This is a genomic window from Paenibacillus sp. B46(2026) (genome assembly GCF_056786355.1).
In genome coordinates this window covers 4,148,226-4,165,065 of record NZ_CM165907.1, presented here as the reverse complement: position 1 = coordinate 4,165,065, position 16,840 = coordinate 4,148,226, and the positions used below count along the sequence as shown (strand labels likewise).

At 46.6% G+C, this 16,840-nt stretch carries 10 protein-coding genes; all 10 read left to right on the top strand.

The features are described 5' to 3' along the window. The first annotated feature begins 26 nt into the window (after positions 1-26). The 10 genes from AC1S8V_RS18535 to AC1S8V_RS18490 all read left to right on the top strand — a co-directional run bounded on the left by AC1S8V_RS18535 (position 27) and on the right by AC1S8V_RS18490 (position 16,668). Entirely contained in the window at positions 27-704 is a 678-nt protein-coding gene (locus AC1S8V_RS18535) for a GerMN domain-containing protein (RefSeq protein WP_482070265.1), read from the top strand. Between the two features lie 72 nt (positions 705-776). Further along, positions 777-3,515, top strand: a complete 2,739-nt coding sequence (locus AC1S8V_RS18530) for an S-layer homology domain-containing protein (RefSeq protein ID WP_482070264.1) — start codon at positions 777-779, stop codon at positions 3,513-3,515. Between the two features lie 164 nt (positions 3,516-3,679). Next, positions 3,680-4,375 carry an endonuclease III gene (gene nth / locus AC1S8V_RS18525; RefSeq protein WP_036607558.1) on the top strand — a complete coding sequence of 232 codons (696 nt, stop codon included), beginning with the start codon at positions 3,680-3,682 and terminating at the stop codon, positions 4,373-4,375. A 23-nt stretch (positions 4,376-4,398) separates the two neighbouring features. Beyond that, a complete protein-coding gene (locus tag AC1S8V_RS18520) occupies positions 4,399-4,671 on the top strand; it encodes a hypothetical protein (protein WP_017687779.1) in 273 nt (90 codons plus the stop codon). Between the two features lie 308 nt (positions 4,672-4,979). Further along, complete coding sequence (locus tag AC1S8V_RS18515) at positions 4,980-8,663, top strand: dynamin family protein (protein WP_482070263.1); 3,684 nt, start codon at positions 4,980-4,982, stop codon at positions 8,661-8,663. A 324-nt stretch (positions 8,664-8,987) separates the two neighbouring features. Continuing rightward, positions 8,988-10,760, top strand: coding sequence for an ABC transporter ATP-binding protein (locus AC1S8V_RS18510; RefSeq protein ID WP_482070262.1), 1,773 nt, complete (start codon positions 8,988-8,990; stop codon positions 10,758-10,760). Beyond that, positions 10,757-12,607 carry an ABC transporter ATP-binding protein gene (locus AC1S8V_RS18505; RefSeq protein ID WP_482070261.1) on the top strand — a complete coding sequence of 617 codons (1,851 nt, stop codon included), beginning with the start codon at positions 10,757-10,759 and terminating at the stop codon, positions 12,605-12,607. The genes AC1S8V_RS18510 and AC1S8V_RS18505 overlap by 4 nt, the downstream gene beginning before the upstream one ends. Positions 12,608-12,952: 345 nt before the next feature. Beyond that, entirely contained in the window at positions 12,953-14,455 is a 1,503-nt protein-coding gene (locus tag AC1S8V_RS18500; protein WP_482070260.1) for an AraC family transcriptional regulator, read from the top strand. Between the two features lie 131 nt (positions 14,456-14,586). Next, positions 14,587-15,576, top strand: coding sequence for an ABC transporter substrate-binding protein (locus tag AC1S8V_RS18495; RefSeq protein ID WP_482070259.1), 990 nt, complete (start codon positions 14,587-14,589; stop codon positions 15,574-15,576). A gap of 69 nt (positions 15,577-15,645) precedes the next feature. Continuing rightward, the gene (locus tag AC1S8V_RS18490) at positions 15,646-16,668 is read left to right on the top strand and encodes an NAD(P)/FAD-dependent oxidoreductase (protein WP_482070258.1); all 1,023 of its coding nucleotides are present in this window, start codon (positions 15,646-15,648) and stop codon (positions 16,666-16,668) included. The last annotated feature ends 172 nt before the right edge of the window (positions 16,669-16,840 follow it).

Here is a 16,840-nt window from a genome sequence, read left to right as displayed (position 1 = left end):
CCTTATGTTGAGGAGGCTGAGTTAGAATGAACAAGAAAATATGGATTGCAGCTTTGCTGGTAACGGTTATGGCAGTTGCTGCTGGATGTGGAAGCAAGCCAACAGCTGCTCCGAATCAGACGCAAGGCGCAGGAAACGAAACCAATGTGACCGAGGTTGAAGGCGAAACAATTACCGAACCGGTAACTGCTGAACCTGAAGAGAACACAACACCTACAGAATCCACAGAAGGCAGCTCGGAGGAAGCGACTACAACTACTCCGCCAAGCGAAACGTCTACGGAAACGCCAGCAACTTCCGAAGGCAATGAAAAGAAAACGATCACTGTATTCTATACGGATGAAGAAGAGCTGGAGTTGCACAAAGCTTCGGCAGAGATTTCATATGCATCGGAGGATGCCAAGTATAAGGCTGCCTTTGAATCATTGCAACAGAGCAAAGACAATAAACTAGTTCCATTGTGGGCTAAAGAGATTGAATTGAGATCTGTGCAGTTCAAAGATGGAGCACTTACGCTGGATATTCATATGCCAGATACGGCACGTCTTGGTGCAGGTGGAGAATCCTATGCACTGGATGCTTTGAAACAAACATTCTTCCAGTTTGATGAAGTGAAATCACTTGATTTACTGGTGGATGGTCAGCAGTCCGAGAGTCTGATGGGCCATGTGGATCTTGAACATCCAATGACAAGATCCGAATAGGCTGTACAGCATACTGATGTACCGTGAATTCACGGAATATGGGTCGTTTTACATGAGAGAGGGGAATCATAGGTGACTTTTAAATATAACCATACATCACACTCTAAAAAAGTAGTATCAGCCGTGCTTGCAGGCATGATGGCCCTTAGCGCCGGCGGAGCTGCCATGGCAGCAGAATCAACAGAAACGGGGCAGGGTCAGACTGCTGCAGTAACGAACACGGCTGCACCAACTGGTTTGTTCAGTGACATCAAGGTCGGATATTGGGCTGAAAAACATGTGTACAAACTGGCTTATCAAGGCATTCTTCTCGGTAATAACGGCCTGTTCCGTCCAGGAGACGCGGTAACACAGCAAGAAGCTGTAACGATGGCAATCCGTTTTATGAATCAAGAGGGCCAGTTGAATACCGACACGGCTGCGGCATTACCGACAAACATGGAAGTGGGGAATTATTTCAAGCCATATGTCGCGCTGGCACTTCAACTGGGGCTGATTGACAAGACGGAAGAATCAACGGTGGATGTATCCAAGACATCATGGGGCCAAAAACCGGCTTCACGGGAATGGATTACGAAATTGTTAATCCGTTCATTGGACAAGGATGCTGAAGCGAAGGCACAAAACAATCAATCTACCGGATTTGCTGATAATGCAAGTATCTCCGAAAGTGGTAAAGGTTATGTCAATCTGGCTGTTAGCCTGGATCTGGCCAAAGGTGTGGAAGGCAACAAATTCAATCCAACCGGTTCCGTAACCCGTGCTCAACTGGCTACCTTCTTCAGTCGTGGCGAATCGTTAACGGATACAACGTATCCGAACACATCCACGGGTTATGTGACTGGATTGAAAGATGGGCAGATCACGCTGGTTGTGGACGGCAAAGCCGTTAACTTCGCAGTGAACAGCAGTACACCTTACTTTACGAAAGACAGTGAAACTCGTGCCTCATCCACAGATGTGAAGTTATATACGAAAGTTATGGTTGTAGGTTCGGCAGGTGGGGCTTCCTATGTGGAAGTCGTTGATGCTACACCGCAGGTGGAAAGCGTTGAAGGTACTTTTGCGCGTTCATTGTCTGGTAATAAGATTGGTATCTTTGTGGGAGAAAATTACGAAACGTACAGTTATGATGAGGCAACTGCATTCATCGATCAGAATGGTAATGCAATCAAACTGTCCGATATTACAGCTGATAGCATCATTGAAGTACAGCGTGAGACATTCTCGGTTGACAAAAAAACAGTTGCTATTCGTGTGAAATCCGGCATTGTTAACAAAAGTGACAATGGCGTAATTGCTGAAGTTTCTACTTCTGGCAAAACGATCAAACTTGTCAATGCAGCGGGTGCTACAGAGCAGTTTGCATACAATGACAGTCTGCTTATCACATATCAAAACCGTATCCTGTCAGTGGCTGATCTTAAAGCGGGTAGTGCGGTGAAATATACCGTGAAAGACAGCATCGTGCAAACGATTGAGTTGTCTCAAGGTGTGGAGCAATCTGTGCGCGGAACACTGGTTGAGATCGGTGGCAACCAGTCCACGTTAACGTTCAAACGTGAAGGGGGTTCCCTTGAGGCGAAATTGCTGACTGAAAAGCCGGAAGTCATTATTAATGGCATTCAGGATGCAACGCTGAATGATCTCATCACGGATGCAACGAACGGGGATCAGGTGGAGCTGACATTGAACTCAGACGACCAGGTGACGCGTATTCAGGTGATTGGACGTCAGATGGAGCCCATGAACGGGGTAACGGTTGTATCGTACAACAGTAAAACAAAGGTACTTACTGTGCTGGACAACAACAAAAAGCCGTTTGTATTTACATTGGATGAGAAAACCAAACTGGACTACAATACGACGAAACCTACACTCGCTGGTCTGGAGTCGCTCCTAAATGATGGTCGCAAATTGGATCTGACCTATGTGGGAACACGTGCGTTGTCCGTTAAAGTGATTTACAAGTACGAAGGTACGATCAGCAACATTGACACATCGGGCAAAAAAATCAGTTTGTTGTCTGGTAATCAGACGATTACAGTGCCTTATACTACCGCTCCTACGGTTGAGATCTATAATAAATCCGGCGCAAGTCTGGGAGATTTGAAGATTGGTGACAAAGTGACCGTAACGCTTGGAGCAAATCAGGATGTGGTGCAGAAGGTTGCACTGAACACTGTGGCTCAATTCGAAGTGGTTGCCTTGGAAGCGAATAGTCGTATTCGAGTGAAATCGGATCTGTTAACAAGTCAGTTCTACGTGGATCAAGCGGTACTGACAGGAGAGAGTGGTCAGACAATCATGCCTTCACAACTGACAGCAGGCAACCTGATTAATGTAACGTTCGAAGGAGCTACGCCAAAAGCGGTTCAAGTCGTGAAGCGTACGCTGGCTGAAGTTACAGCGGTGGATGCTTCATCTGTAACGCTCAAGCAGTTTAACGGCCAGACTGAAACCGTGCCTGTTAGCGGTTCTGTTAAAGTCGTAAAATCTGGCTCCACCTTAACTTCACTGACTAGTCTTACGGTCGGGGATCGTGTGGAAATGACAAAAGATACGGATAATTCCACACGCTTCAGAGTACTGACTGTCATGAGCAAACAATTCTGGTCTTATGATGGCGTTGGTAACCAGGTTTTGGTTAAACGGGAAACGACAGCAGACACGAACTATCGTTTTGCACTCGGATCAAGTGTATTTGTTCACCAGGGTGACAATACTTTAAGCGTGCAATCTCTCAGAGATAATGATAATATTGTATTGTATCTCCTGAACAATGTTATTCTGGAGATTCAAAAACAGTAATCGTTTCTTTTCGAGGATCAAAAGAATGACCGTCTTGATACGGGATCTTTCCCGCATCAAGACGTTTTTTTTGCAAGCTTTTTGGGGGTCCCCGCAAAGCACTTGGATGAAGCTTCGAAGTAAGGCTCCTCAGAATGGAGTCATTTTGTGGGAGGTAGCTCTTCATGAATGCAGCGACGGTTAGACATATACTCGAAACTATGGAAGCAATGTTTCCTGATGCACATTGCGAATTAAATCACAGCAATGCATTTGAATTGACGGTAGCTGTCCTTTTGTCTGCCCAGTGCACCGATGAAACGGTGAACAAGGTAACTGCAGATTTGTTCCAAAAATACAGAAGCCCAGCAGATTATCTGGCGGTTCCTCTCGAAGAGCTGGAACAGGATATTCGGCGAATTGGTTTGTATCGGAACAAGGCCAAGCATATTCAGAACATGTGCCGAATTTTAATAGAGCAGTATGGCGGCGATGTACCACAGGAACATGATCAGCTTGTGACGTTACCAGGTGTCGGGCGGAAAACCGCGAATGTAGTTGTTTCCAACGCATTTGGAGTACCGGCAATTGCAGTAGATACTCATGTTGAACGAGTATCCAAGCGGCTGGCGCTTGCAGGTTGGGATGACTCCGTACTTGAAGTCGAGAAGAAACTAATGAAGCGCGTACCCCGGGATGAGTGGACTTTAACTCACCACCGGTTTATATTTTTTGGACGCTACCATTGCAAGGCACAGAACCCTGCGTGTCATATCTGTCCATTGCTGGACATATGCAGGGAAGGGAAAAAACGTATGAAAACGTCCCAAATCAGGAAAGATAAGGAACGTGTCACCACCCGAAAACGAAAAATAAATTAATGAGCAGAAAAGGATGAATAATCATGAAATGCATTTCCGTGTACACTGACAATTTTGAGGCCTTCTCCGATATTTTTGAACAAATCGTTGAACAGGAAATGGCTGAGAATGAAGAAAAAGAAGTAGAAGGCATCACAGTAAGCCATTCTGGCGACGTGCCTGAACATTATCTGGAGCGTATGTCCGTTAAACCAGAAGTTGTTGTCATGAGAGACAAAGGCAGAGACATCACAATTCTGCAACATGGACAAGTATTTGAAATTCTGCTGCCTTCCATGGAGAACGCAGTTTCATAAGAAATGATTAAACTATTGGTTCTGTTGCATTAATGTTATGAGGATCATTGTGGTTAAGGTGATCGCATCGCATTCATGCAACAGACACTTGGCGTAAGCATTTTGCTAAATGCCGAATATAAAACGTATTACAGATAAAACCGACTTGTTCGGTTTTATTTTTTTTAGATTATAGATTTATACGTTCATTTATGTATATTCAATTCCAACCGTTCAAATTCAAACTTGATAATGTTAAAATAAATGTTGTAAAAGAGATAGACGTCGAAACGGATGTCAAATTAGAGGAGCCAGGGGGAAGGCCAGTCATGTCCAGAACAGATTACCCAAAAGAAATGGCCAAACCTCTGCTTCCGCTGCGTGAAGCGATGGAGCAGACAGGGAACCATACGGCTGTACAGGCTTTAACGGATTTAATCAGCAAGGCGGAAACGAAACATCTGACGATTGCGTTCTGTGGTCATTTCTCTGCAGGCAAATCGAGTCTCATCAACAGTTTGTGTGGCAAGCGGGTGCTGCCTTCAAGTCCCGTGCCAACAAGTGCAAATGTGGTATCCATACGTAATGGTAAGCCGAGAGCACTTATTTATACTACTCCAAACGTAAGCGCTGACAATGGAGCAGGAACACTTGAAGTTTCTCCAGAGGAATTGGAGGCGTATTGCAAAAATGGTGGAGCTTACAGCTCAATTGAGGTATGGGATAATATTCCGCTGCTGAAAGATGATGCTGTTCTGCTGGATACACCAGGTGTGGATTCAACAGATCGGGGACACAGTCTCGCAACCCATTCTGCGCTCCATCTGGCGGATGTAGTGTTCTATGTCATGGACTATAATCATGTTCAGTCCGAGACAAACCTTTCATTTGCCAAGAGTCTGTCAGATTGGGGCAAACCGTTGTTTTTGATCGTGAACCAGATCGACAAGCATCGGGAACGTGAGCTTTCTTTTGACCAATATACCGAAGGTGTCGAAGTTATATTTGCGGCCTGGGAAGTCAGATATGACGGACTGTTGTTTACTTCCCTTCGCGACAAGGAGCATCGCTACAACCAGTGGGATGTGCTTCCGGAACTCATTGGACACATGATGCAAGAGAAGGAAGCGTTAATTAAGCACAGTTTGGCAAGTTCGGCCAATCATGTAACAGAGCAACACCTGACGAGACAAGCGGAGAAACGCGAGGATGAAGAGAATTCCCTCCTGGATGAGATCGGTGGCAAGGAAGGGATTGAACGCTTGGAACGGGAGCTGGAGCTTCTCGATCAACAAGCAGCAGATATTCGTACCGGGCCTTCGCGAGCGCGTGAGAAGTTCAGGGCAGAACTGGAACCTCTTCTGGCAAATGCAAATCTTACTCCTGCGGATATTCGTACGTCGGCTGCTGCCTATTTGGAGAGCCGTAAACCGGGGTTCAGGGTAGGCTTATTGTTCTCAGGCGGCAAAACCGAGCAGGAGAAACAGCGCCGTTCTTCTGAGCTGGTACGGCTATTACAGGATCAGGCTTCCGGACAAGTGGAAGTACATATTCGTACGATGCTTAGGCAGCTGGGTGAATCCCATCAGTTATGGGGAGCGGAGTGGGAGCAGGCGCTCAATACGGAACTGCCTGCTGTAGATGAAGCACTATTGGAGATAAAACGCAGTGCCAGTGCGGAAGTTTCTCCAGAGTATGTGATTCAATTCAGTAAAGATGTGCGGGGCGAGATTGAGGCCCGCTATCGCAGGTCGGCCATGATGCTGGCCGATCGCATGTTGGAAGTGCTGGCTGCGCAAGGCGAAGCCGCGCTCCAGGCCCTGGACGCCAGCCGCGCAGCGCTGCTGGCGCAATCTGCGGCGGCGGCGCGCTACACGGCGCTCCAGCGCAGCGCCGCCGCAGAGGCAGCAGGGCTGCGCAGCCTGCTGCCCGATGCGGGCCCCCTCCCCTCCGGGCTATTGCCGGAGGTGAAGGGCCCGCACGTGCCCGCGGTGCCTGAACCGGGCGAAGCTCCCGGTACGCTTGCGGGCACGTCAACGTCTGTGGCTGCGCAGCCACAGACGCCAGAGGCACCGCCAGCGCAGCGCGCAATCGCGGCGGCGGTGCCTGGGCCATCGGCGGCTGGCGCACAGCGCCGCCGACGCCTGGACGCAGCAGCGGCACGGCTCGAAGCCGCTGCTGCGCTGGTGGAGCCGTACCCCGCCATGGGGTCGGCGGTACGGGATCTGCGTGCACGCGCGGCTTCGCTTGCGGGCGGCACGTTTACACTGGCGCTGTTCGGAGCATTCAGCGCCGGCAAATCCTCCTTCGCCAACGCATTGCTGGGCGAAGCCGTACTACCCGTCTCGCCGCATCCAACAACTGCGGCGATTAACCGGATCATGGCTCCTGCCGGGGGCGCGGAGCATGGAACAGCCCGGGTCCGCATGAAGACCCGGGACGCCTTCCAGGAAGACCTCGCCTATTCCTTCCGTTTGCTTGGACTTGGGGAGCCTGGAGCGGAGTGGCAGAAGCGAGTGAAATCCCTCTCGCCACAGGATGTACATCCGGCGGGGCGTCCGCATTACAGCTTTTTGCAGGCAGCGGCAGCTGGTTGGGAAGAGACAGCGGACCAACTGGGTCAGGATGTGCTGGTGGATCTGAACGGCTACCGCAATTTTGTAGCGAATGAGAAGAAGTCCTGTTTTGTAGACAGTATCGACCTGTACTACAGCTGTGATGTGACGGAACAGGGAATCGTACTGGTGGACACGCCGGGTGCGGACTCCGTGAATGCCCGTCATACGGGCGTGACCTTCAATTATATGAAGAATGCAGATGCACTCATTTTTGTAACGTATTACAACCATGCTTTCTCACAAGGCGATCGGCAGTTCCTGAACCAGCTGGGACGTGTCAAAGACAGTTCTGCCATGGATCAGATGTTCTTTGTCGTGAATGCCAGTGACCTGTCTTCCTCCGAGGAAGAACTGGAGCAGGTTCTCGATCATGTGAGCACCCAACTGCGCAGTAATGGAATTCGGGCACCACGACTCTTCCCGGTATCCAGTATACTGGCGATGGAAGGCAAGATGGCTGGGGATTCGAAGCTGCTTGAGCAATCCGGTTTTATCCGGTTTGAGGAAGAGTTCAATCAATTTGCAGGCAGAGAATTAGCCGATCTTGCTGTCGGTGGTGCTTCCGAAGAGATGGCACGTGTTATACAGCGACTGAAGAAGCGTGCGGAGGATGCGGCTCAGGGCGAAGAAGCATTGCAGCAGCGGCGAGATGAACTAGGGGCCATTCAGGGACAGTCACGCCAGCGCATACAGCGGCTTGCAGAGCGATCCATGAAGGAAGAATTGTCACAGGAAACAGCAGAATTGCTCTTCCATGTGCGTCAGCGACTTGCCTATCGCCTTGGTCTATTCATGGCAGAAGCATTTCATCCATCCGTGCTTCGGGAGGATCGGGGTAATCTGAAGGCCGCTTTTGCGGCCTGTGGACGTGAACTGTTGCGCATGATTGCGATTGAACTGGAGCAGGAACTGCTCGCCACAACCCTCAGACTCGAACAGGCTGGTCAGACCTGGCTGATGAAGCAAGTTACGGAATGTATAGACGAGGTGAGACAGTTATCTGGGGGCATGGATGTGTCACTGCCACTGAACGAACGATGGAGTACACCTGTGCTCGAAGAAGTCCGTTTGGAAGAACCGTCCGGGTGGAAGAACTATTTGAATTATTTCCGTAATCCGAAGCAGTTCTTCGAAGGGGATGGGCGTCAGCGGTTACAAGAGGCACTTGATCCGGTCCTCAAACAGATGATCATTGAAGTTCTTCCTGCTGCGCAAGACAAACTGATTCAGTTTTATGACAACCAGCTCTGTCAATCATTGCAACACCAATCCCGTCAGTTGGAAGAACGTCTGGACGAGGCGGTAAGTGGAATTCAAGATACACTGGAGAGCGGAATTCCGGCGGAGCAATGGACCAGCTTGTCTAACCAACTGGAACAGATTGAACGCAGTTAAAATCACGGGATAACACGTATTCTCTGGAAGTCTTTGTAAAACAAAATGAATGATACAGCAACACATTGAAAATGTTGCGAAAATCAACCCAAAAAGGCCCCTGCCGAAAAGGCATATAGGGAGCCTTTTTTTGGTACGAACAACCTGAAATAAAGAGAATATTCAAACATTTGATTGAAAGGTGGGCATTTACCTTCGTTTATGCGTCAATAAGCTGAAAGCAGGCAGAATATGGTCTGTTATTCGCTTTGCCGCGAATGGGGTACGGTGATAAACTTCATAAATGTTCATAGTATTTTTGAACGACATAAGAGGAGGAGAAACATGGATGTTCTTAGGCAACTGCAAACCTTTTTTTGGGAAAAGCGAACGTATTTATTTGTATCAATCTTGTTCCTCGCCTTAGCGACCGCACTTGGGTTAGTGTATCCGTACATGCTGAGGATACTGATTGATGACATCATTGTTCCGCGAACTTTTGAAGACGTTCCCATCATTGCCTTGACTGTGTTAGGTGTAGTTATTTTGAAAGCGGGAATGCAGTTTTTACATGGCTTTTTTGGAGGACGCTTGGGTAACTTCCTGGCGTACAGACTTCGTAATGCATGTTACGAAAAGCTTCAGTTTTTATCCTTCCGTTATTATGATACGGCCAAGACAGGTGATCTGATGTCCCGCCTCACGGGAGATTTGGAAGCCATCCGTAACTTTATCGGATTTGGTTTCGCCCAGATTCTCAACATGGTATTGATGGTCGTATTCGGCGCAATCATGATGATGACCATGAGTTGGCAGCTTACGCTGTTCACACTCATATGCATCCCATTGCTTGCCTTCGTTGCGCTGAGATTCGAATCCAAAATTCACCCTGCATTTCAGGAGATGCGGCTGGCGCTCAGTTCACTGACGACAGCGGTACAGGAGAATATCACTGGCGTACGTACAGTAAAATCCTTTGCACGTGAGCCATATGAAGTGGAGAAATTCTCCACACGCAATGAGCGTTACAAAACAAATCAGATTCATGCCGCAACATTGTGGAGTCGCTATTTTCCAATCATGGAGATTCTTGCTTCGGTGAGTATCGTTCTGTTGCTGATAATCGGTGGAAGAATGGTTATACAGAAGACGCTGACACTCGGTGAACTCGTTGCCTTTTTCAGTTTGATCTGGTACATAATCGGTCCAATGTGGAACCTTGGGTTCCATATCAACAACTATACGCAATCCAAAGCTTCAGGTGAACGGGTGCTCGAACTGCTCAATACGCCAGTGGATGTGGAAGAAACGCAAGATCCGGTCATTGTGGAGGCAGACCAGGTCAACGGCCATGTAACGTTTGAATCCGTTACCTTTGCCTACGGCAATAAAATGCCAGCGGTAACCGATATTAATTTTGATGCTGCACCCGGTTCTGTAATCGGTTTCCTCGGGGGAACAGGGTCAGGTAAATCGACCATCATTCAGCTTCTGATGCGTGCATATAACGTCAATTCGGGAACGATCAAACTCGATGGCAAAAACATCAAAGATATAGGTATCCGCAGTTTGCGGAGTCAGATCGCTTCTGTTTTCCAGGAAACATTCCTGTTCTCATCCAGCATTCGCAATAATATTTCCTACGGACTTAAAAACGTCACCATGGATGAGATCATCCGTGCAGCCAAGCTGGCCAAGGCTCATGACTTCATTATGGAGTTCCCGGACGGATATGACACGGTGGTTGGTGAGCGTGGTATGGGATTATCGGGAGGACAGAAACAGCGGATTGCGATCGCAAGGGCTTTGCTGAAAAATCCGAAAATCCTGGTACTCGATGATGCAACCAGCGCCGTGGACATGGAGACGGAACATGAGATTCAATCCGGTTTCCAGGAAGTCATGCGCGGCAGAACTACATTTATTATTGCACACCGGATATCTTCACTACGACATGCAGATGAGATTCTGGTGCTCGATGAAGGTCGCGTAGTACAACGTGGCAAACATACCGAACTCATAGAGGTGCCTGGACCATATCAGGATGTTTATAAAATTCAATATGCAGATTATATTGCCCGCGGTAAGCGGGAGGCTGGGGAGCAGGTGAATTCATGAGTGCCGAAACGATAGCAGACAGGCGCGAGGCCAAAGTGGCTTCTGAGAAGAAACTGAATGAACGATTTGTGTATCAGGACGATGAAATTATTGAAAAGCCGTTTAACTGGAAAGAATTCGGACGTTTGTTTGCATACATGAAACCTTATGCGAAACAACTGTTACCACTCGTTATTCTAATGATGATACTGGGCACGATTACGAAACTGTCCGTGCCGTTTCTGATCAGTCTGGCAATTGACCGGGCCATTGCACCGGCAACCGGGTTGCCGAGTATGACCATGCTTTATCTTATCGCAGGCTCCATATTCGTGTTGTATCTCATTCAATGGGCTGCCAATACGTACCGGATCAAACTGACCAACATAATCGGACAGCGCGTAATTTATGATCTTCGCTCGGATCTGTTCAAGCATATTCAGAAGCTGTCTTTTAACTTTTTTGACAAAAGACCGGCAGGGTCCGTACTGGTGCGTGTTACGAATGATATTAACTCCCTTCAGGATCTGTTCACCAACGGTGCAGTTAACGTCATGATCGACTGCGTGCAGCTGCTCGGGATCATTGTGATCTTGCTGTTGATTAACTGGAAACTGGGTCTTGCCGTGATCATTACGGTGCCGATCATGTTTATCATCTCGACCAAACTGCGGGTGCTGATCCGTCGTGCCTGGCAGGATGTGCGCATGAAGAACTCCCGTATTAACTCCCACTTGAATGAATCTATTCAGGGGATTCGAGTGACTCAGGCTTATACACAGGAAAAAGAAAACATGAAATACTTTGACAACATGAATCTGTCCAGCAAAAAGTCATGGGATAAAGCATCAGCAATGAACCAGGGCTTTGGACCACTGATCGAGATTACCGGCGGTTTCGGAACATTGATTCTTTTCTGGTTTGGTGCTTACCTGATTCAGGAAGGTCAGTTGACCGTGGGATTGCTTGTTGCTTTTGCCAACTATGTCGGCAACTTCTGGGACCCGATCAACCGTCTGGGACAGATGTACAATCAGCTACTGGTTGCGATGGCGTCATCGGAGCGCATCTTCGAGTTCATGGATGAAAAGCCAAGTATCGCAGATAAACCAGGTGCGAAGCCGCTTCCTTCTATTAAAGGAGATATCGCATTCGAAAATGTTGTGTTTGAATACGAGAAGGGCAGACAGGCACTGAAGGGGATCAGCTTCTCGGCGGCTGCAGGACAATCGATTGCACTTGTTGGTCATACGGGCTCAGGTAAAAGTACGATCATCAATCTGATCAGCCGTTTCTATGATATATCCGATGGACGTCTCACCATTGACGGACAGGATGTGCGGGATGTAACGGTAGAGAGTTTACGCAGCCAGATCAGCATTGTATTGCAGGATACCTTCATCTTCTCGGGTACGATTCGTGACAATATTCGATTTGGACGACTGGATGCAACGAATGAAGAGGTGGAGGACGCGGCAAAAGCAGTCAATGCACATGAGTTCATCATGAAGCTGCCTGGTGGATATGATACTGAAGTAGAGGAACGCGGGAACGTATTATCCATGGGACAACGGCAATTGTTATCCTTTGCCCGTGCGCTCCTTGCTAATCCGCGCATATTGATTCTGGATGAAGCTACAGCCAGCATCGACACCGAAACAGAGCTTAAAATTCAGGAAGCGTTGAAGGTATTGTTGCAGGGAAGAACGTCCTTTATGGTCGCTCACCGTCTCTCAACCATCCGGAATGCGGATAACATTATCGTTCTGGATCATGGCGAAATTAAAGAAGAAGGAAACCATGAGGAGCTTATTCAAAAACAAGGTGTTTATAATGGATTAATAGAAGCTCAATACAGATTTTTGTGACGATATCCTTGGACGACTGTGAAGCGTCTGATCACATATGAACGTATAACACTCTGGCATTCTTTAGCCTGTTCCTTCAATAATAAGTTCATCTTATTTATTGAAGACAGGATAAAGGAAGCTAGAGTATTTTTTTTAATCGTTAGTGTGGTATGTTATATTTTTGAATGAAATCAATACAACCGATTCATGGCTGGAGGGAGATCAATGCAGATGGACAACAACGAAATAAATTCAAAGCATTTGGATCACCTGGATCATATGAATTTTAGGCTCCTTCACGTGAATTATTCGAGTGATCCTGCGACGGAGTGGCTTCTGAGGAAACACTTCATTGAAACATACATGTTATTATTTGTAGCCAGTGGACAAGGGTGGTTAAAGATCGATGGGAGTTTCATCGAATTGAAGGCGGGCGGACTGTACGTAGGTTTCCCGGGGCAACTGGTTGAGGCAAATGTGCGTTCGTTGGATGAACGAGGTGTGTATCACATGAGTTTTGATGTCATGTACACACCGGAGCAGGAGGGTGGAACAGCCCTGCATATGATGAAACAACTTCTACGTAATGAAGTGAATGGCGAGGTCAGTTCATCTTCGCCCGTTGCTGTTGGCGTGATCTGTCAGATGATTTACCACCACACATTGAAGAAGGATGGCTTGCAAAGGTACTATGGTCAGATTCGGTTTCAGGAACTGTTGTATACCATGTTTTACGACGTGGCCTATGCCGAAAAGACGGATCTTGCTTCACCAATTGAACATGTTAAAGCCTATATGGAGCAGAATTATTCAAAGAGATTAACCATTGAGGAATTAGCAAATGTGGCACGAATGAGCCCGCGACACTTCATGCGTTTATTCAAGAAAAGGTATGGCTACAGTCCTGTTGACTATTTAACGCTATACCGAATTAAACAAGCCCAGATCTTAATGAGAAATGATCACAGTTATCGACTCAAGGATGTGGCATCGTACGTGGGTTATCAGGATGAGACGTATTTCCGGCGTAAATTCAAGCAAATCTCTGGCATTCCACCAGCCGCGTTTATACGTAATAGCAAACAAAAAATTGCTGCAATTCATTCTGTGAGCATTGGTATACTGCTTGCATTGCAGATCATTCCCTGTGCAGCGCCAGCAAGTCATCCATGGACATACTATTATAGACGTAAATATGAAACGGACAAAGTTATGCCACTCGCAGAGAGTGAGACCACCTGGCTGGAACAGCTTCGATTAGTTAAGCCTGATTATATTATTACGATGGGGACGGAGTCTGAGGATTTGCAAAGACAGCTTCATTCCATTGCTCCTGTGTGTAACCTCCCGTGGGAAAAAGGGGATTGGAGAACACATTTGAGATATGTTGCAAGCTTTTTGGACAGGTCTGATATTGCAGAGGTATGGCTTCAAAGATATGAAGAGAAAGCAACGATCATAAAGGACCAGCTTGAGGATTTCATACGAAAAGACAGATTAGTTGTACTCAAAGTTTATGGTGAAGCCTTGCAGATGTTAGGCCCAAGGAGCATTGCTTCCGTTTTTTACGTTGATATGCAAATGGAGGGTCCCGAAGGTATTGAGACTTATTGGGAACGGGGCGCAGTGACGATTAAGGAGCTGTCTGTTCTCAACGTTGAAAGAATATTACTGATTGTGGGTGATGATGAGACATCCAGGCAGACATGGTCTGCTGTGCGGAAGTCTGAAGAATGGCTTGCGTTGTTAGCGGTACAGAATGGCAGAATGGATATCCTCTTGTCGAGTGTCCTGCTGGACTACACTGCGTTTACCCATGAGCTTATGTTGGATGAAATATTAAAGCTATGGCAAGATCGTCCATAGCAAAAAGTCTGAATAGTCAATATCATGCCTGAACATATTTTATTATACTACTCCTATATCGTAGTGATAATGATAATTATTATTGATTAGACATTGTCATATATGAATGACCTATAGGGGGTACATACAGAATGAGATTCAGATGGTTAACCGTAATATGCACAATGATGTTGATGCTCGTTATTTCGGCTTGTGGGGCAGCAGGCAAAGAAGCATCCTCGAGCGAGGGACAAGAAACGGGTACCGCCAATTCTTCAACAACAGAAGCCAGTCAGGTGAAGAAAGTGAACACGGAAATGGGAGAAGTTGAAATCCCGGTGAACCCACAAAAAATAGTGGGTCTGTCCGTTGTATATCCAGAATTTTTATATTCACTTGGCATCGTACCCATTGCTGTACAGAACTACCATGAGGATTTTCCTTCTTACTTGCAAGAGCCATTTGCAAACACGATGAAAATGGGAATAGGAAGAACGCCTAACTTTGAAGCCCTCATGGAGGCAGCTCCGGATTTAATTATCGCTCCGGACTGGTGGTCTAAAAAGGACTATGATCAACTTACTCTGATTGCACCTACCGTACTTTTGCCACAGCGTGAAGATTGGCGCGATGAACTGCGGGATATTGCCAAAATTCTGGATAAAGAAGAACAGGCAGAAAAGGTCATCCAGGATTTGGTAGCGAAGGAGAAGGTAGCTGCTGACAAATTGGACAACCTGATTGGTGAGGAGACTGTTCTCTACATTAGAGTGATGGAAAAAGAAATCGTACTTCATGGGGAGAACCTTGACCGAGGAAACTTCGTCCACAAACGATTGGGAATGAATCCACTTCCTAATTTCCCGAAAGATCAAACTGCCATGTCCGTATCCTTGGAAGTACTGCCTGAATACGACGCAGATCATCTGATCGTTCAGCTTGATGATGAGACAAATCCGGAAATTAAAAAGAAATTTGAAGATATGTTATCTTCATCGTTATGGAAAAATCTGAAAGCAGTCAAGCAGGACCGCGTCTACATGGTCGGCGGCAAGGAATGGTTCAATCTGGGAATGTCTCCGCTTGCCGATGAATATGTCATTGACGATATTGTTACTGCTTTTGAAGAAAAAAATAAATAAAACAAACTGGTAATGTTACATGTATCTCGAATTCATAACTAAATTATAAATTAACAGGGTGTGTTTAAAATGAATGAAGAAGATATCTATGATGTAACCATCATTGGAGGCGGCCCTGCCGGAATGTATGCGGCTTTTTATGCAGGGATGCGTGAGATGAAAGTCAAAATCATTGAAGGTAAAGACCAGCTTGGTGGATTTCTGCATACCTATTCGGAAAAAACAATTTGGGATGTAGGCGGTCTGCCGCCTATGAAATGTTCGAAGTTGATCGAGTGGCTTGTTCAGCAGGCAAATACATTTAATCCAACGGTTGTATTGAATTGCAAGGTGGAAAGGTTCACTCGACTGGATAACGGAATATGGAGTATGTATACCGCTGGAGGGGAGATACATTATACACGTACGATCATTGTTGCAGTAGGCCGCGGTATCGCAGAAATTCAGAAATTGGAGCTTCAGGAGCCGATTGAATGTGAGTATGAAAATCTTCATTACACCGTGCAAAATCCAGAACATTTCTCTGGGAAGCGTGTGCTCATTTCAGGAGGAGGCAACAGCGCAGTAGATTGGGCAATTGAACTTGCTAAACTTGCTCACAAAGTAGTAGTAATCCACCGGAATACTGAGTTTCGCGCGATGGAACGGAATGTCAGCGAGATGAACAATATAACGGATGTGAGAACACCATACAGCATCACGCAACTTCATAATAATGGCAAGCGAATCCAGCAGGTTGAGATTACACATATGAAAAGTCAGGACAATGTGGTGTTAGAAGTGGATGAAGTCGTCATTAGTCACGGATATAAAAGCAATTTAAGTGATCTTGCCAGTTGTGGCTTAGAAATGGACGATGGAATGGTTCTAATGAGTCACCATGCACAGACGAGTCTGCCGGGTGTTTTTGCAGCAGGGGACTGTGCGACCCACGAGAGTAAAGTCAGACTCATTGCAGGAGCCTTCAATGATGCGATCGTGGCAGTCAATAGTGCGAAACAATACATGACGCCGGACGCACCCCAGATGGCTTATGTTTCCTCCCATAATGAAATCTTCAGAGAAAAAAATCGAAAAATCCCAAGGTTTTAAACTTGGGGTTTATTTGCGTATTCGGATTCGTTGGAGTATTAAAATCTGCTCTTTTAACATTTCCTTAATTTTGGGAGGAATGGAAGGAGTATCGAATCTGTGAGCGGTAATTGTAAAATTTGATCGAAAAAACACAAAAAATCTTGTAAAATTCACAAGAAAAATAGGGAGC

What these genes read in the sequence shown, in the direction of transcription:
- AC1S8V_RS18510 (WP_482070262.1), top strand. Translation starts at nt 8,988, where the DNA reads ATGGATGTTCTTAGGCAACTGCAAACCTTTTTTTGGGAAAAGCGAACG.
- AC1S8V_RS18515 (WP_482070263.1), top strand. Translation starts at nt 4,980, where the DNA reads ATGTCCAGAACAGATTACCCAAAAGAAATGGCCAAACCTCTGCTTCCG.
- nth (WP_036607558.1), top strand. Translation starts at nt 3,680, where the DNA reads ATGAATGCAGCGACGGTTAGACATATACTCGAAACTATGGAAGCAATG.
- AC1S8V_RS18505 (WP_482070261.1), top strand. Translation starts at nt 10,757, where the DNA reads ATGAGTGCCGAAACGATAGCAGACAGGCGCGAGGCCAAAGTGGCTTCT.
- AC1S8V_RS18500 (WP_482070260.1), top strand. Translation starts at nt 12,953, where the DNA reads ATGTTATTATTTGTAGCCAGTGGACAAGGGTGGTTAAAGATCGATGGG.
- AC1S8V_RS18520 (WP_017687779.1), top strand. Translation starts at nt 4,399, where the DNA reads ATGAAATGCATTTCCGTGTACACTGACAATTTTGAGGCCTTCTCCGAT.
- AC1S8V_RS18490 (WP_482070258.1), top strand. Translation starts at nt 15,646, where the DNA reads ATGAATGAAGAAGATATCTATGATGTAACCATCATTGGAGGCGGCCCT.
- AC1S8V_RS18535 (WP_482070265.1), top strand. Translation starts at nt 27, where the DNA reads ATGAACAAGAAAATATGGATTGCAGCTTTGCTGGTAACGGTTATGGCA.
- AC1S8V_RS18495 (WP_482070259.1), top strand. Translation starts at nt 14,587, where the DNA reads ATGAGATTCAGATGGTTAACCGTAATATGCACAATGATGTTGATGCTC.